The 17,369-nt window shown below is 63.6% G+C and carries 12 protein-coding genes; 11 read left to right on the top strand and 1 reads right to left on the bottom strand.

Features of this window, described 5'->3' with window-relative positions; genetic code table 11:
- The first annotated feature begins 58 nt into the window (after positions 1 to 58).
- Positions 59 to 3,061 (top strand): EAL domain-containing protein, encoded by a 3,003-nt coding sequence (locus ACZYZ5_RS00695; protein WP_463898469.1) that lies wholly within the window; start codon positions 59 to 61, stop codon positions 3,059 to 3,061.
- A gap of 362 nt (positions 3,062 to 3,423) precedes the next feature.
- Positions 3,424 to 4,074: a hypothetical protein gene (locus tag ACZYZ5_RS00690; protein ID WP_463898466.1), complete on the top strand. Its 651-nt coding sequence runs from the start codon at positions 3,424 to 3,426 to the stop codon at positions 4,072 to 4,074.
- Between the two features lie 564 nt (positions 4,075 to 4,638).
- Here ACZYZ5_RS00690 and ACZYZ5_RS00685 read toward each other — a convergent pair.
- Positions 4,639 to 6,141 carry an AAA-type ATPase lid domain-containing protein gene (locus tag ACZYZ5_RS00685; RefSeq protein WP_463898464.1) on the bottom strand — a complete coding sequence of 501 codons (1,503 nt, stop codon included), beginning with the start codon at positions 6,139 to 6,141 and terminating at the stop codon, positions 4,639 to 4,641.
- Between the two features lie 162 nt (positions 6,142 to 6,303).
- On the opposite strand from ACZYZ5_RS00685, the gene ACZYZ5_RS00680 reads away from it, so the two are divergent.
- From ACZYZ5_RS00680 to ACZYZ5_RS00640, 9 genes are all read left to right on the top strand, one after another.
- A complete protein-coding gene (locus ACZYZ5_RS00680; protein ID WP_463898463.1) occupies positions 6,304 to 7,350 on the top strand; it encodes an amidohydrolase family protein in 1,047 nt (348 codons plus the stop codon).
- Positions 7,347 to 8,165, top strand: coding sequence for an iron-sulfur cluster assembly protein (locus ACZYZ5_RS00675; protein ID WP_463898461.1), 819 nt, complete (start codon positions 7,347 to 7,349; stop codon positions 8,163 to 8,165). Before ACZYZ5_RS00680 ends, ACZYZ5_RS00675 begins: the two co-directional genes overlap by 4 nt.
- Entirely contained in the window at positions 8,162 to 9,196 is a 1,035-nt protein-coding gene (locus ACZYZ5_RS00670) for an NAD(P)-dependent alcohol dehydrogenase (protein ID WP_463898459.1), read from the top strand. Before ACZYZ5_RS00675 ends, ACZYZ5_RS00670 begins: the two co-directional genes overlap by 4 nt.
- A gap of 47 nt (positions 9,197 to 9,243) precedes the next feature.
- Entirely contained in the window at positions 9,244 to 9,843 is a 600-nt protein-coding gene (locus tag ACZYZ5_RS00665) for a DUF1097 domain-containing protein (RefSeq protein ID WP_463898457.1), read from the top strand.
- Complete coding sequence (locus ACZYZ5_RS00660; protein ID WP_463898454.1) at positions 9,840 to 11,138, top strand: thiamine pyrophosphate-binding protein; 1,299 nt, start codon at positions 9,840 to 9,842, stop codon at positions 11,136 to 11,138. Before ACZYZ5_RS00665 ends, ACZYZ5_RS00660 begins: the two co-directional genes overlap by 4 nt.
- Positions 11,060 to 12,211 carry a transketolase-like TK C-terminal-containing protein gene (locus ACZYZ5_RS00655; RefSeq protein ID WP_463898749.1) on the top strand — a complete coding sequence of 384 codons (1,152 nt, stop codon included), beginning with the start codon at positions 11,060 to 11,062 and terminating at the stop codon, positions 12,209 to 12,211. Before ACZYZ5_RS00660 ends, ACZYZ5_RS00655 begins: the two co-directional genes overlap by 79 nt.
- 222 nt (positions 12,212 to 12,433) lie before the next feature.
- Positions 12,434 to 12,655 (top strand): hypothetical protein, encoded by a 222-nt coding sequence (locus ACZYZ5_RS00650; protein WP_463898452.1) that lies wholly within the window; start codon positions 12,434 to 12,436, stop codon positions 12,653 to 12,655.
- A 111-nt stretch (positions 12,656 to 12,766) separates the two neighbouring features.
- On the top strand, positions 12,767 to 13,930 hold the full coding sequence (locus ACZYZ5_RS00645; RefSeq protein ID WP_463898451.1) for a low temperature requirement protein A: 1,164 nt from the start codon (positions 12,767 to 12,769) through the stop codon (positions 13,928 to 13,930).
- Between the two features lie 722 nt (positions 13,931 to 14,652).
- Positions 14,653 to 17,235 (top strand): ATP-dependent Clp protease ATP-binding subunit, encoded by a 2,583-nt coding sequence (locus ACZYZ5_RS00640; protein WP_463898449.1) that lies wholly within the window; start codon positions 14,653 to 14,655, stop codon positions 17,233 to 17,235.
- Positions 17,236 to 17,369 lie beyond the last annotated feature (134 nt).

Raw genomic sequence — 17,369 nt, 5'->3', positions numbered from 1 at the left:
CAGGCGTCCGAGCCTACGGCTTCGATGTCTGCCGGACCCTGTTCCCGTTGAGGCAAGTTTGCGGCCCTGCACGCGATCAGATTCATGTGCTGACGTGCCCGTGCTGTGGCTTGAATCTGCCTGTGGTTTTCTGGAATTTATCCTGCCCAACTATCTATCTGAAAGGCGTCATTTCATGCCTGGAATCACCCGTGCGGTGCCCGGTACGTCAACGGTGACGACGCGGGTCTTGCTGCACGTCGTGGCCGAGGAGGTCGGCGCGGAGGGTGTTGATCGTGTCCTGGAGCGGGCGGGGCTGCGTGAGCAGGCGGTGCAGCTGGAGAGCGTTGGGGGAAGGATTTCGTACCCTGACAAGCTTCGGCTCTTCGAGTCCGCCGCGGCCGAGCTTGCCGATCCCCGGATCGGGCTCCGTCTGGGCCCGGCGTCTTTCCGGGATCCTGCTATCGAGCCTATGCGAAGGCTGGGCAGGGCAACCGGATCTCCCGCAGCCGCGTACCGCGGGATCTCCCAGTTTTCCACTCGACTTGATTCCGCCGCCGTGTTCAAGTGCGACTGGGCAGAGCAAAGTTCGGCATCGCTTACTTGGAAGGTGCTCCCGCCCCACAGTCCCAGCCGAATAGACTGCGACTACAACGTCGGCTTCCTCGCCCAAATACCCGTGCTCTTTGGATTAGCGCCGGCACGCGTGGAGCATGGCACGATCTGCCAACTCGACGGCGGTCCGGAGTGCATCTACGACGTGACATGGACCGCACCGCCGCTTCAGCGTCTGCGCTTCCTGCTGGGCAAGCTCAAGGCGGAGAACCCGTCGACCGGACGGCGCTCAACCGCTGAGCACCGGCTACGCACGCTGGAGGGGGCAGCTTCGGATCTGGTCAGCACCGCGCCTCTGGAGGAGGTGCTCGACCGGGTTTTAGTGCGCGCGGACAGCGCCGTGCACGCGCCAGGACATATGTTGGCCGTCCGGCTCCCCGCGGGAGGACGCCATGTACGGATTCGCGGTACGGGCTCCGTGCTGGCGGCCGAGCTCGAAGACGACGGAGTAACTCTGTCCAGGGGCTCCGGCGCCCTGGCGGGGTTGCCGGTGCTGAGCGTTCCTGTCGCCTCCGCGAAGCATTTCTATGGTGTTCTGGCGGCAGTGGCACATAAGGGGCAGGAATTCTTTCCCGGAGATACCGAAGCCCTGGCCGCTTATGCACGGCACGCCGCCATCAGTCTCGACATTGCCGGGGTTGTCGCCGAAGCCCGGGAACACGGCGAAACGGCGCAGCTGCTGCTCGACGTCTCACGCGCGCTGGCACAGCATTCCACGGTGCAGGCACTCGCCGGTTCGATCGCCAAGGCGGTGCCTGCACTTTCGGGGGCCGACCGCTCCGCGATTGCGCTCTGGGATCACGAAAAAGGTCACCTCAGGATCGCCGGGATGAGCGGCTGGCACGGCGATCTGGCGGACCAAGTCGCCAATTTTCAGACGACCCCCCAAGACAGCCCGGAGCTTTCCGAGTTGCTCACCAGCGGCATTCCGCTCCTGCTCGACGGGAAGAGCTCGGCGTGGGCTCGGAATATGCTCGCCGACTTCGCCATCACGGCACTTGCAGCAGTACCGATCATGGCCGGGAACCAGCTCACAGGAATCGTGCTGGCACACTGGGTGGAGCAGTCTCCAGGAAATCTGGAGGGCGCCCTCACCGAACGCTTGGGCGGGCTGGCAGGTCTGGCCGCGGTGTCCCTGGAGAAGATCCGGCTGCTAGAGGACGCCCGCAGGCAGGCTTTGCATGACCCACTGACCGGGCTCCCCAACAGGGCGCTGCTGGAGAACCGTCTGGAAACTGCACTGGCTCAGGCCGGTCCGAATGGACGTCGGGTGGGCCTGCTCTTCTGCGATGTTAACCGGCTAAAGCGGATCAACGACAGCCTCGGCCACGCCGCCGGTGACAGCGTTCTCCGCCACGTCGCCGCCCGGCTCGGAATCGCTGTGCGCGACAGTGACACGGTCGCCCGCTACAGCGGCGACGAGTTCGTCATACTCCTGCCCGACATCCAAAACCCGTTGGAAGCTGACCACGTAGCCGCCAGGGTCCGGACCAGCCTTGCCGAGCCCGTCGAGGTTGGGGGCAGGAAAGTCTTCGTTGATGTCGCCATCGGAACGAGTGTCAGCGGTCCCCTCCCGGGCGAGGGGACCGCTTCACAGTCCGAATCAGCCCGCCTGCTCCTAGAGAAAGCGGATTTCGAGATGTATCAGTCCAAGGCGCGGGCCCGCGGCCAAACGCCCCCGGGAGTGCAGCCCAAGGACTACCTCCGGCTCGAAACGGACCTGCGCGGCGCTGCAGCCCGCGGCGAACTGCGGGTGCAGTACCAGCCCCAAATCGATGTGGCAACACACGCAATCGTCGCCGCTGAGGCTCTCGTCCGATGGCACCATCCCGAACTTGGCCTGCTTTCACCCGGGGAGTTCATTCCCTTAGCCGAGGACAGCAATCTGATCGCTGAAGTCGGCGCCCATGTAATCACCCAGGCCTGCCGAGCCGGCGCCCATTGGCGGGCTGCTGGATATCCGATCGAAATTGCTGTCAACGTGTCGGCAGTCCAGCTTGGTAGCACGGGATTCCCGGCGTTTGTCCGCGACACCCTGGCTCGAACCGGGTTGCCGGCAGCGGCGCTCACCCTGGAAGTCACCGAGTCTCAGGCAATGTCCGAATCAACGGTGAACGACGACAACCTGCGCGACCTGCGGTCCGCCGGTGTTGCAATTTCGATCGATGACTTCGGCACCGGATTTTCCTCCCTGGCCCAGCTGCACCGGCTCCCGGTCACGGAAGTCAAGATCGACAGGTCGTTCACCTCACGGCTCGCGGAGGGCGGATCCTCCGGTTTCATCGCCGGTATTGTCGGACTCGGCCACGGGATGGGACTGCGCGTTGTCGCCGAGGGTGTTGAAACACCGGAACAGCTGGACGCACTGCGTGCCATGGGCTGCGAACGCGCCCAGGGATTCCTGCTCGGAAGACCCGTAGATGCATCTGTCCTCGAAGAGCAACTCCGCGCCGGCAGGCGCCATTGACTACGCTTTCGTCAGGGTACCCACGTCCGAAACGCCCTTGGACCGTTCCCGTGGGGTCTTTCGTTTTCAAAGATCCTCGCTACAGCCAAGAAATCCTCACCTATCCCTTCCGATAGGCACTTCGGGTTCCGTCGCCGACAGCGCGCGCCTGGGTCCAAGACGGAATCCCCGCCGGACAGCACGGTGTCCGTTTTCGCCGGAGAACAGGTGCGCCTATACCGTGAGCCGCCACGATCGCCACTCCGCGTAGGGCGGGCCAACCCTGACACGCAACTTTGTCCTTGGCCTCCGCCGGCGCGGGCCTGAACTAGACAGCCGCCAGAAACAAACTCCGGCGAACTATGCACCGAAGGGAAGTACACATGACCGATGACGCAACTCTGCTCCGCTGGACGCTCTTGATCGACCAGACCACAGCGATTGAGCTGCTCCGGGTCGCGGCCGCCACGCGCAGGCTCACGCTAACATCCTCCGGCCCGGGAACGGTCGTGCTCCGCGGCAGCCGGTCGCTCCTTCGGCGCCGCGCAGCCTGGGACATTACCGCTGCGGTTACGACTACCCGTACCGAGACGCTTGTCTCCTGGGCTGCCGGCGTTCTCGCAGGTGAGCAAATTGAACACCTGCTGGGCATGGAGGATCAACTGCCGCAAGGTTTGATCTTTGATGACGGCATCGGCGAGGCTGCCTCGCCCGCCGGAAATGCACCCCCGACGGCCCCAATGAGGGCTGCCCTCGTCAGTATCATGCGCCGCGACGAATTAGTGCTGACCATCGCGGCTGGAGAAGTCACCGGCGCGAGGACCCTCGTGGCGCTCACCCAGGACAGACTGCTTCTCAGCGGCGGGGTCCTGAAAGCTTGGACAGCTTACCCCGTTGCCGACATCACATCCCTGACCCTGGGAAAAGCGGACGAGCGGGGAAACACTGACCATCGCCATTCAACCCGCACCTCCTGCCGTAGCAACGAAAATGGGCCACGGCGAAGGGCTCCTCATCACCCGCCGCTTCCGTGAACTTAGAGACGACTTGACTCGCGCGTCAGTACTTCAGCCGGGCATCCCTGGCCCTGAACTACGCTTGGGCCAAACCCGGCATCCTCTGCCCCGACGGGGACAACCCCGCTTACAAATGCGTCCGGTTACCGTGAGGCAGGCATCAACGGGCCCGTGGCCCGAACAAAGGAACAACCGTGATCCGGCAGTGGCTGAACACACTAAATAGGAACATACCCAGAGGACCGCGGCTTCCAGACAGCGCGAAAGGCCCCACGATGTTCAAAATTCTTGGAACCAAAATGGCCGTCTAACGCGGGATCGTTTTGATGCTCTAGTCCTAGGTGGACTGCGTGTCCTGTGCCTGTGCTGAATGCCCCTGCGCGCGGCTCTCGCTCGAGGTGGGCGCGTGGCTAGCCGTTTGCTTGCAGTGGTTTCGCGAAGCTAACCATATGGCGCCGCCCTCTCGAGGGCAGCGCCATTCTTAGTAAGGCAGTTGGTGTCGAGGTTGGTAGGAGGACAATCTCCTCTCGGGATGACACGGTCCGCAACTTGAGGGGTCCCAAGGGTCCGTGCCGTGTCTGCCTACTTCGGGATTGTGATCCCCAGCCTGGCCATGCGGCGGTAGATGGTCGCCCTGCTGATGCCCAGTTCTGCTGCCGCCCCGCTTACTGTAACCCCGTGCTTGGAAAGACAGCGGACGATCTCGTCGCGTTCCACCGCCTCGATCCGACTCAGTTGCCGGCTGCTCCCGCCCAGAAGGTAGGCAGGCAGATGACTGACGTCGATGGTCTCTGTCTGGACAGCGGCGGCGTGGATGACGGTGAAAAGCTCGTCAATGTTGTCCGGCCAGCTATGGGCGATCAGTACTTTTTCCGCGGCGCCAGTGAAGTTGATTTCCCGCAGGCGGGTTTGGCGGGCGGCGTATCTGGCCAAGTGCAGGACATCCTCGCCGCGTTCCCGCAGAACGGGAACAGAAATCACCGTATCGACCATGCCTGCCAGGGGATGCGGAATGCCGTCGTGCCTCGCAGCTGTGACGGCCCAGGCGAGCGTTGGCGCGCTCCCGCTCTGGGAGAGGGGAAGTGCCCGAACTGCGCTGTGGGCTTGGGCGTGGAGTTCTTGTGCTGCCCACGCGGGCAGCAGGTCTACATTTTCGACTATGACAGCGGTTGCTGGTTTGGCCAGTTCGGGGGCCCACAAGGACAGCCAGGCGTCGACGTCGCCGGGGGCGGGGGCGGCCGCTGAGATGATACGGCTCCCGGGCTGAATTTGCCGCAAGGCCTGTGCCAGCAGAGTTGCGCGCCCCGTGCTCTGCTCCCCTACAGCGGCAACAACCCTTCCGGCCGCCAGGGCCTGAGTCGCCTGATCGAGGGCGTTTGTCCAAGCTGACGACATTTTCCGCACCGTTCCGGCGGCCGGCTCGAGTTTGCCTCTCTGGATGCGGAAGACGCCGCCCTTCGGTCCGGGCTTTCCTTTGCGGCCCTGTGACCTTGCGAGCATCAGGGCCGAGGTGTTGCCCGCAGCTGATTCTGCCAACGCCAGGAGCAATTGCGGGGATGAGCGGGACCATGTGGTGATGTTGACGCTCCCTTCCAGCAATCCGCTGACCGGATCGAAGACAGGGACTGCCGCGCAGGTGTAAGTCCGGAGGCTGGCACTGTAGTGTTCTTCAGCGCGGACAAGGGTCGGGACGCGGTCCGCCAGCGCTAATCCCATGCCGTTGGTCCCGGCCTCCCTTTCGGAGAATGCGAACCCTGGCGCCAGATGGACCTTGTCGAGCGCCCGCAAGAGGGAGGTGTCTCCGCTGAAGCGGTTGAGGAGCAAGCCGTTGGCATCGGTAAGCATCAGGCTCAAGGGTTCGTTCGCCAGAGTGCTGTAGAGGCCGGTGAGCACTTCCTGACCGCACTGGAAAAACAGGGAGTCAGTCCCTGCGGAGCCAGCCCACATCGGATCCACTACTTCGGCGGAAACGCCGTATTCCTCGCTCCGCTGCCAGGAAGCGAGGAGGCGTTTGTCCGGAGTGGCGAGCTGGCCGGCGTAATCGTGCGCCAGGCTGACCTTCCCCTCGTCCTTGTTCGGCATCATCGCCGTCCTCCTCGTCTCCATACTTCGAGGTTACTTTGTCTCGCGATCCCAGTCGGAAGAGAACCGTCTCAAAATGAGACACACGCCACATGTTGCCAGCTGTTCCACCAGCCTAGTCTCGATGATGTCGCGACTACGGCAGTCGCCAGAAGGAGACCGGACATGTACAGCAAAGACGGCGAAAACTACTTCATTGTCGACGCCCACATCGCATTGTGGGACGCCCGCCCGGAAAACCAGAGGAATATCCCTGGTAAGCAGTTCATCGATTGCTTCTACGACTACCACCGTAACCTCTCTCCCGACGCGGAACAGTGGTCCTACGAGGAATTCCTCTACCAGGGCGGCGAGCGCCTCAAGAAGGATCTGTTCGAGGACGGCTACGTCGACCACGCGATCTTTCAGCCGGCTTATCTCGGCGCGTTCTACAAGAACGGATTCGCACAGGTGGAGGAGGCATACGGCCTTGCCGCGGCGAATCCGGACAAGCTCACGTACAACCACTGTTATGACCCCCGCGATGGTGAGGCAGGCCTTGACCGGCTCCGCGCCGATCACGAAAAGATGGGCTTCAAAGGAGTGAAGCTCTACACCGCCGAGTGGCACGGTGAATCCCGTGGGTACAAGCTCTCGGACCCCTGGTCCTACCGGTATTTCGAGGAGTGCCGCAAACTCGGCATCAAGAACATCCACATCCACAAGGGTCCTACTGTCCGCCCGCTGGACCGGGACGCTTTCGACGTCGCCGACGTCGACCACGCAGCCTCAGACTTCACCGATCTAAACTTTGTGGTCGAGCACGTCGGTCTGCCCCGGCTGGAAGACTTTTGCTGGATCGCCACCCAGGAGCCCAATGTTCATGGCGGCCTGGCCGTCGCGATGCCCTTCATGCACACGCGGCCGCGGTACTTCGCCCAGATCATCGGCGAGCTCATTTATTGGATCGGAGAGGACCGGATCCAGTTCTCCAGTGACTACGCCATCTGGACACCCCGCTGGCTGATTGAGCGGTTCGTTGACTTCCAGATCCCGGAAGACATGACCGAATATGCCCCGCTCACCACTGCCCAGAAGAAGAAGATCCTGGGACTCAACGCTGCGAAGATGTACGACATCCCGGTGCCTGCCGAGATTCAGCTTCCCGATGCGGACGAGACAAAGACAGGACCGCGACAGCCCGAACGCGCCGACCTGGCAGGCGTCCAGTGACAGCTCTGCACCTCGATCCTGCAGCTGAAACCCGCTGGGATGTGACCGAGGAGGACATCCGCCGTGCCCTGGACTCGGTGTTCGACCCGGAACTGGACGAACCGATCACTGATCTTGGCTTCGTTCGTTCCCTTAAGGTCCAGGCCAGTGTCGGTGGTGCACGGGTGGAAGTTCACCTGCGCCTGCCCACCTCCTTCTGCTCGCCCAATTTCGCCTACCTGATGGCGTCCGACAGCAAGGACGTGATCTCGGCGCTGCCGACCGTGACGCAGGTGGTCGTCGAGTTGGACGATCACCACGACTCCGACCTCATCAACGCCGGGCTGGTCGCGGACGCAGGGTACCGCGGCACGTTCCTGCACGAGGCTGAGGACAGTCTGGACGAGCTGGAGTGGACGTTCCGTCGCAAGGCTCACACCGCTGCAATGGAGCGATGCCTGACTGATCTCCTGCGTGCCACCGCAAGTCTCGTGGAAACGGAGATGGGAACCATTCGTCTCTGGGACCTTCCGGCTGGAAGGAACAAGGAAGCGCTGCTGCGCCGACGGGCAGCGCTTGGCTTGCCCGAAGCGGCCGATTCGATTGTCCTGGTTAACCACGAAGGGCACCCGTATCCCCCCGATGCCGTTCCGGTGGCACTGCGCCGGGCCCGCTCGACCCGCATTTCCATTGACGGGAACGCGCATTTCTGCCGGGGTCTGCTGCGCACACGCTATGAAGGATCCGGCGCGGACCAGAGCGCGCGGCCCGATGGCGCTGAGGCCGCAGACCACCACGAACTACTTCCGCTAATAGTCAAGGAGATTCACCCATGAGCACCATGCGAGCCGTCCAGGTTGTCGGCTACCACGAGGGCCTGAAAATGGCAGAAGTGCCGGCCCCCGAAGTCACTGGCCCCTTTGATGTCGTCGTCAGAATCGGGGGAGCCGGGGTTTGCCGTACGGACCTACACATTCTCGAAGGCCAGTGGGCGGAAAAATCGCAGGTCCACCTGCCGTACACCATCGGCCACGAGAACGCCGGATGGGTGCACGCAGTCGGTAGCGCAGTTACCAATGTGAAGGAAGGCGACAAAGTCATCCTGCACCCCCTCATCACGTGTGGTCTGTGCCGTGCCTGCCGTTCCGGGGACGACGTGCACTGCGAGCAGAGCAAGTTCCCTGGTATCGACACCAGCGGCGGATACGCCGAATACCTCCTGACATCCGCCCGCTCCGTCGTCAAAATCGACGACTCCCTGGAACCCGCCGACGTCGCGGCCCTGGCCGACGCCGGCCTTACCGCCTATCACGCGGTTGCTAAGGCGGCCAAGCGGCTGACCGCAAGGGACACATGCGTTGTCATCGGCGCCGGAGGGCTCGGCCACATCGGAATCCAAGTCCTCACAGCGCTAACACCGGCCCGCATCGTCGTTGTAGACCGTAACCCTGCCGCCTTGGACCTGGCCACGAAGATCGGAGCACATGAGGGCGTCCTGGCTGACGGGTCACAGGTCGGGCAGGTCCTTGCCCTCACCGGCGGTCATGGGGCGGAGGCACTCATCGACTTCGTTGGCGAAGGTGGCGCGACCGCCCAAGGCCTCGCCATGCTGCGCCAGGCCGGGGATTACTACGTGGTGGGCTACGGCGAGAACATCGACGTCCCTACCATCGACATCGTCTCAGCCGAGATCAACATCATCGGCAATCTCGTCGGCTCCTACAACGACCTCCAGGACCTGATGGCCTTGGCGGCGCGGGGTGCCGTCACCCTTCATACCCAGAAATACGCCCTCGACGACTTCCAACAGGCGATCAGCGACCTCGAAGCGGGCAAAGTACGCGGCCGGGCCATCCTGGTGCCCTGACGAAAAACCGGAGAGCTCAACGCATCAACAAAATAGAGAGAATCGACATGAAACTATACATCGGCGTGGGTATATCCGTCGGCGTACTTGCAGGAATCTGGACGCAGGTAAGCGTGGAACTTGGCCTCGTCACGTGGGTGGCGTTCGTCGCATGGGCATGCTTTTTCGCCGCAGGAGGAGGCAGGGCAGGATTTTCCAAGGGGTTGGCGGCCAACCTGTCCGGCGTCATCTACGGGTGGCTAGTAGCGCTACTGACCAGTGGGGTGCAATTCCCCGGCGTTCTCGCCGTTGGCGTGGCTTTTGCCGCACTGGCCATGTGCCTCCAGGCCGGATGGGCGCCACTGTCCTTCATCCCCGGCGCCTTCGCCGGGACAGCCGTGTTCTTCGGAACACAACTGTCTTTTTGGCCCACCATCATTGCCCTCATCATCGGGGCCTGCCTGGGATGGCTTTCAGCCGTCATAGGAGGGCACATACAGGCTCTCGTCGCCAAACCCATCGTTGCACCACCCGCAGACGACCCACACCGGCCCGTCCGTCCGGCCGGAGAACACGATCCATCGGAAACTGCAGACCGTGTTCCCTATCCATCACCGAAGGACCAAAATTCGGCGGGGAACGCTTACTCGTCCAGGAGACCATCATGAGGGTGGAAGATTTGCAGACCACAGCCGCGCACTCGGGCACCGCGGGCCCTGAGGCTGCAGCGTCCAGGACAGCAGTCCTGGAGAGTATCGCCCAGCGGGTGCGCTGGACCGCCGCCGCAATCGTGGATGCCGCCAACCGCGGACGCCCCAACACCAGCGGCATCAAAGTCGGCGGCCATCAGGCCTCCAGCGCCTCCATGATTGAAATCATGACCTCCCTCTGGTTCTCCGAGCTGACCGAGGCGGACCGTGTGTCAGTCAAGCCCCACGCCTCCCCTGTCCTGCACGCCATCAATTACCTCCTGGGCGACTTGGACGAAAACAAACTCAGCACTCTTCGGCAGAAGGGCGGCCTGCAGAGTTACCCTAGCCGGTCAAAGGATCCTGACACGGTGGACTTTTCCACCGGGAGTGTGGGTATCGGCGCCACGGCCACCATCTGGGCGGCCATGTCACACCGCTTCGTCAGCGACAGGTACGCTGAATCCCGCATATCCGGTCGCTTTATCGGACTTCTGGGCGACGCCGAACTGGACGAAGGCGCCATCTGGGAAGCTGTCGCCGACCCCACCGTGGCGCAACTCGGCGAATTGCTCTGGATCGTTGATTTGAACCGGCAGTCATTGGACCGGGTGGTACCCGACTCGCAGATCATGCGTCTGCAGGGCATGTTTGAAGCCGCCGGCTGGCAGGTCTTAACCCGGAAGTGGGGAACCCGTGTGCAGGAACTCTTCACCCGTCCCGGCGGTGCGGATCTACACCGCCGGCTGGAGACCATGCCCAACGAGGAATACCAGCGCCTGCTCCGCTCCCCCGATTCGGAGATCTTCGACCGCCTGCGCGCCAGCGGTTCAACCCCGGCCATGGAAACCCTGCTCAGCTCGATCACCGCCGCGGAACAGGCTGTGGCGGTACGTGATCTCGGCGGACACGACATCGGACTGCTGCTCGACACTTACAACCAGGTCGACCCCACCCGGCCCACCGTCATCTTTGCGTACACGATCAAGGGCCGCGGCCTTGCCACCGAAGGGCATCCGAACAACCACTCAGCGCTCCTGTCCAAAGAGCAGATGGAAACACTGGCGGAGACCTCAGGGATGGACCTTGACGATCCATGGCGCAAATTCCAGCCGGGCACCGTCGAAGAACGGGCCTGCGCCAGTGCATCCCGCCGGCTCAAGCGCCGGCAACCCGCACTGGCCCGTCCCTCCAGATCCCAGCTTCCCTGCCATGGGGCTACGGCGACAGGATTTCCACGCAAGCCGCACTGGGACGGTTCCTGTCCGACCTGAAACGGGCAGCGCCCGAGGTGGCCCACCGTGTCGTCACCTGCAGCCCCGACGTTGCCTCCTCCACCAACCTCGGCGGCTGGATCAACAAGACCGGAGTCTGGTCCGTCGGTGAACGCCAGGACTGGTTCGCGGACGACCTCGAACGGGTCCTCCGCTGGATTGAAAACTCCCACGGCCAACACATCGAACTCGGCATCGCCGAAACCAACCTCGTGGGCCTCATCTCCGAACTCGGAACGACCTGGAGCCGCTGGGGCCAGCCGCTGATTCCTATCGCCACCATCTACGACCCGTTCGTGGCCCGCGCCCTCGAACCGTGGTCCTTCGGCATGTACGCCGGCGGCCAGTCCATCCTGATCGGGACACCGTCAGGGGTGACTCTGGCACCGGAGGGCGGCGCGCACCAGTCCCTCACCACCCCGTCCATCGGCTTGGAGCAACCGGAGTGCACAGCCTGGGAGCCAGCCTTCGCCCAGGATCTGGAATGGTGCATGCTCGAAGCCATGAGCCGGATCGGCATTCCCGAAGGACGCTCAGCCTACTTCCGGCTCACAACCCGTCCACTGAATCAGGCCCTGGCTGCCATGCCGACTGACGCGGTGCTGCTGGAGCGGCGCCGCAGGCACGCGGTGGCCGGCGGTTACCGGCTGAGCGACCATGAGCCGGTCGAGGATAGGGTCACTCTGGTCGGCGTCGGGGCAATGATGCCCGAAGTCGTCGCCTCGGCCACACGGCTGAAGGCACTTGGCATCATGGCCGGCGTCGTCTGCCTCACCAGCCCTGACCTGGTCTTTGAATCCCTCCAGCGTCGCAACTCGCTGAACCAAGGAACCAAGGCGATTGGATTCGACATCATCGACGGCCTCTTTCCACGACATGCCCCCGCGCCCCTCGTCACGGTCCAGGACGGACACCCCCACACCTTGTCCTTCCTGGCCGGAGCCCGAGGCGACCGCACAATCTCCCTGGGAGTAAAGGACTTCGGGCAGTCCTCTGATCTACAGGACGCCTACCGGATCCACGGCATCGACGAAGCATCCATCGTCAACGCGGCGCTGAACCTCGTTCGCTGACATCGGCCGTCTAACGGTACCGGGCCGGGAGACATTCGACTGTCGGGTCAAGAAGAGGGGCTACGTCCACCCTGAGGTGGTCCCCAGAAGTTGGACTGGCTAACTAAACCCTAAGCTGCGAGGGCTTGGGCCCGGTCTTCGACCGGGTTCAAGCCCTCGCGTCAGCGGATCGCCGCGCTGGCCTCGGACTTGATGGCGCATCGGGAGAACCGCAGCGCCGGGATGGGCAAGTTCATCGAGATGCCGGGCAAGGCGATGATCGTGGGAGGCACGCAGGAAATCTGCGCGAAGTTGCACACGGCGGTTGAGGAGCTGCGGCCCGAATGGCATTCCGACGACCTCGCCAAGGGAAAGGTCAAGGTGATCTACTCCGGCACGCCATCCGACGTGCCGCCGGGGTCAAGGAACGGCTCAAGGATACGGACGACGAGCTGGAACTGGTGATTTTTGGAGGACTCTCCGGCGAGTTCCCCCTTGACTTCTCTGCTGACCGTCGTCAGTCTTTCGACAACAGGAGGGGGCATCCGTCCGCTCCTAGCCCAGTGGAGGCTACCGATGTTCCGTGCCACGTCGCTGATGCGTTCCGCAACCTCCGAAGACCGGGTCACGCGCCTTGAGCTATTCTTCGATCTGGTCTTTGTCTTCGCGCTATCGCAGCTGTCCCATCATTTGCTCGAGTATCCCTCATGGGTGGGGGCCGGTGAGACATTTGTGCTTCTTCTTGCGGTCTATAAAGTTTGGGTGTACACGACCTGGTCGGCTACATTGCTGGACACTTCGCGGCTTGAGGTGCAGTGGATGCTGCTGATCGTCATGCTGGTCACACTGTTCATGAACGCCTCAATCGGCTCAGCGTTTGGTGACTTCGGCTGGCTCTTTGCTGCGAGCTATCTCCTGGCCCAGCTGGGCCGGGGTGCGTGGATGCTCACTGTCGGACTTGACCGGACAACCCACGACCACTTCGTGCGAACACTGATCTGGGGGTGTTTGAGCGCCCCTTTTTGGATTGCCGGCGTCTTCTTCGCTCCGGGGCCGCGTTTGATGTTCTGGAGTGTCGCTGCCGCGATCGATCTGGGCGGCCATATGCTGGCCCACCGGTTGCCGGGCCGGAAAACCGAAGGAAGCCGAGTCCCGCTCACGGGAGAGAGGATCTTTGAGCGGTTCGGGTTGTTCTACCTGATCGCGCTCGGCGAGACGATCCTTTCAACCGGCCTGGCGATTGCAGGCAATCTGGAAGACCCCTTAATATTTCTGACCGGGACCATTTGTTTGGCCGGAAGCGTCGCGATCTGGTGGTGCTACTTCCATGGCCTCGAACAGGACATTCAGGAAAAGCTTGCTTCTGTCGATGATCAGTTCCGGCCCGGCATTTTGGCTGGCAACACCTTGGTCGTGTTACTGGCGGGCCTGATCCTGGTGGCGGTTGGTGATCAGCTCGTGATCAGCCATCCGGCCGCCCGCCCCGATCTGGCCACCGTTCTACTTCTTTTTGGTGGCCCGGCTCTCTTCCTTGCCGGCCGGGGCTTTTTTATTCGACGGGTACTGGGCCAACGCCAACCATCTGATCTCGTCGGCATCGGAGCCTTGGTGGTGCTGGCGAATTTGAGCTTTTTCCTCCCGGCCTTCATTGCCGCTATGGGGGCCGTTCTTCCCCTCATAGGCGTAGCAGTTTCCGACACCGTGAACCGCCGCCGCCGAACGCAACAGGGAGCCCGCTGACGGCCCATTGGATGCCAGGGAACGTATCCTGGGCAGGCTTTGACAGCCTAAGGAGTCTTCTGCCAGTCCCCTCCCCCACTGTCCCGCGGTGCACCGTTACATCTTTCGCAGCCCGGGTCCTGTTGCAGGCTGAGGGGGTGTTGCCACCGGGACCGATCAGGCGGCAGTTGATCGCTGATACAGGCGCGACGACGATTTCTTCGTAACGTGGGTTCCACACCTGCCGCCCCTCGACCAGCCAGCACAGCTCGGTGGACTGCGTACATAGGAGCGACTAGGGCGGTGATTCTGGAACACCAAGACAATGACGTGCTCATCGGGCCACAGTTGCCCACCACGGTGGCTTGATGAGGAAGGTCAGTACCGTGATGGCTCCCACAAGCCACAGCGCGTGCGCATGGGTGCTGGTGTTGCAGCGGCCCAGCCCGACCCGTGTTCCGGTCAGTTGTTCCAGCCCACGCCAGATGGCGCGGGAGGAGCTAGCCCCTGCAGGATCAGGACCCAGGTGGAGATGGCCCAGTAGGCATGATCTAGTCCGAACAACCCACCGAGACGATGACCAGAAGTGATCTCGCTCGGGGTTCCCCCTCAGCCTGAGCAGCGTCCAGGCACCGGGGCGCCCCGATTCCCCCGGGTCTGCACCCTGCCCACCGCTGCACCCGGGAATAAACCCGTTTTCCCAACGTTGAGTCAAGTACACTCAACTCTCTTACGGAGGTTTCATGGCTGAATTTTTTGGGCCGGCGGAGTCCGGCCACGGCTCGTTCGACGAATTCCTTGCCCGTTACCTGCAGGGCCAGCGCGCGGCCGGCCCCGGGCACCCGATGGACATCACCCGGCTGCTGAGCCGGCGCACCCATGACGTGCTCGCGCGTGCCGCACAGTTCGCCGCGCAGCACGGTCACATCCATGTGGACGCGCTCCACATCCTGCGTGTCATGGTCGAGAGGGAACCGGCCGCCGACTACATCCGCCACGCAGGCGCGGAACCTGCTGCCATCGCCACGGCGGCCGAGGAGCGGCTCCCGGAGCAGGCAACCGCCAGGGCGGAAACGACGCCGGCCCTGACGCCGTCGGCCCAGCGAGCCCTACTCGATGCCTACCAGGTTGCCCGGGCATTCGGCTCAACCTACATCGATCCCGAACACGTGTTCTTCGCGCTCGTCGTCAACCAGGAGGCCCCGGCCGGGCAGGTGCTCGCCGCGGCCGGGGTGACGCCGGAGTCCCTGCAGTCCGGTCCGCGCGAGCAGTCCGCTCGGCGTGGGGCCACGCCGACCGGCGCGGAGCCCGGACTGTCGCAGGCAGCTGCCGCCGGGCCTGACACCCCGACCCTGGACACCTACGGCAGCGACCTCACGGCACGTGCCCGCGAAGGCGGCCTGGACCCGGTGATCGGCCGGAGTGCCGAAATCGAGCAGACCATCGAGATCCTGGCCCGGCGCACCAAGAACAACCCTGTCCTAGTCGGGGAAGCCGGCGTGGGCAAGACCGCTATCATCGAAGGGCTGGCCCAGGCGATCATCGCCGGCGCCGTGCCCGAACAGCTCCGCGGCATGCGCGTCATTGCCCTGGATCTGCCGTCCATGTTGGCCGGAACGCGGTACCGCGGTGACTTCGAGGAGCGCCTGACCAAGGCGATGGACGAGGTCGGTTCACACGCCGGGGAAATCATCCTGTTCATCGACGAACTTCATACGGTCGTCGGAGCCGGCGGCGCGGGGGAAGGCGGGATGGACGCAGGAAACATCCTGAAGCCGCGCCTGGCCCGCGGTGAACTTCATCTCGTCGGCGCCACCACCCTGAACGAATACCGAAAGGTGGAGAAGGACGCGGCACTGGAACGCCGCTTCCAGCCCGTACAGGTCGGCGAGCCGAGCATCGAGGACGCCGTACAGATCCTCGACGGCCTGCGCGGACGGTACGAGGAACACCACGGCGTCCGCTACACCGACGAGGCGATCCGCGCCGCCGTCGAACTCTCCGCACGCTACGTGAGGGACCGTTTCCTGCCCGACAAGGCCATCGACCTCATCGACCAGGCAGGTGCGCGGCTGAGCATCAGACTCGGCTCACAGACCGACGTGGCTGTTCTTCGCGAGCAGCTCGCAACCCTGGAAAAGTCCAAGAACGACGCCGCCGCCACGGAACGCTATGAAGAGGCCTCGCGGCTGCGGGATGAGATCGAAGCAGTGCACGGGAAGCTCTCCGCTGCGATTTCCAGTGCACCTGAGGCTTCCGAAGGCGCCGAGGCGGTCGTCAGCGAAGCGGAAATCGCAGGGATCATCTCCCGGTCCACCGGAATCCCAACCAGCCGGCTCACAGAAGACGACCGGGAACGCCTGGCCGGGCTCGAGGAGGAACTGCATCAGCGGATCGTCGGGCAGGACGACGCCGTGACGCTGATCGCGAAGGCGGTCCGGCGTAGCCGCACCGGCATGGGGGACGCGGACAGGCCTGTCGGCAGCTTCCTGTTCCTCGGCCCGACGGGTGTGGGCAAGACCGAACTCGCCAAGGCGCTGGCCGGGTCGTTGTTCGGGGATGAGAATGCAATGGTGCGCTTCGACATGAGCGAGTTCGGCGAACGGCACACCGTAAGCCGGCTGGTCGGAGCCCCTCCGGGCTATGTCGGCTACGGCGAAGCCGGGCAGTTGACCGAACGCGTCCGTCGTAACCCGTACTCCGTGGTGTTGCTCGACGAAGTGGAGAAGGCCTACCCGGATGTGTTCAACCTGCTGCTCCAGGTGCTCGACGAGGGGCGGCTGACCGACGGACAGGGCCGCATGGTGGACTTCCGCAACACCGTGATCATCATGACTTCCAACCTCGGCTCGGAGTTCCTGGCCAGCAAGGGCGGCGCGATGGGCTTTGTATCCAAGGCCGACGACGGCAACGGCTTCGGCTCAGAGAAGGCGCTGCGGGACCGGGTGCTGGGCCGGCTGCGCGAGACGATGCGGCCGGAATTCCTCAACCGGATCGACGAGATCGTCCTGTTCCGCAAGCTGGACCAGGCGCAGCTGCGCCGGATCGTTCGGCTGATGCTGAACCAGACGGAAGCCCGCCTGCAGTCCCAGGGCATCACTCTCGAGGTCAGCGAAACGGCTGTCGACTGGATCGCCGAACGCGGCTACGAGCCCGAATACGGAGCCCGGCCGATGCGCCGCGTGATCCAGCGCGAGCTGGACGACCGGATCGCGGATCTGTTCGTGGCGTCGGACCTTCAGTCTGGCGGCCAGGTGGCCGTCTCGGTCGACGGGCAGTCGCTCGTCGTCGAGGCCCGCCACGAGGCGATGCCGCTGGCGGCGTAAGCCACCTCCGGATCCGCCAGCGGGCGGATCCGGTACACGGCCGGGTACACAGGCCCACCCTGTGTGCCCGGCCGAAGCTGTCTGCGTCGTGCCGTATCGCCAAGCCCGCGCCATTCTCCGCGGACTCCATGAGG

The sequence above is a fragment of the Pseudarthrobacter ribosi genome (genome assembly GCF_055412865.1).
The sequence above is the reverse complement of the archived record's forward strand: the minus strand, read 5'-3'. Positions and strand labels throughout refer to the sequence as shown.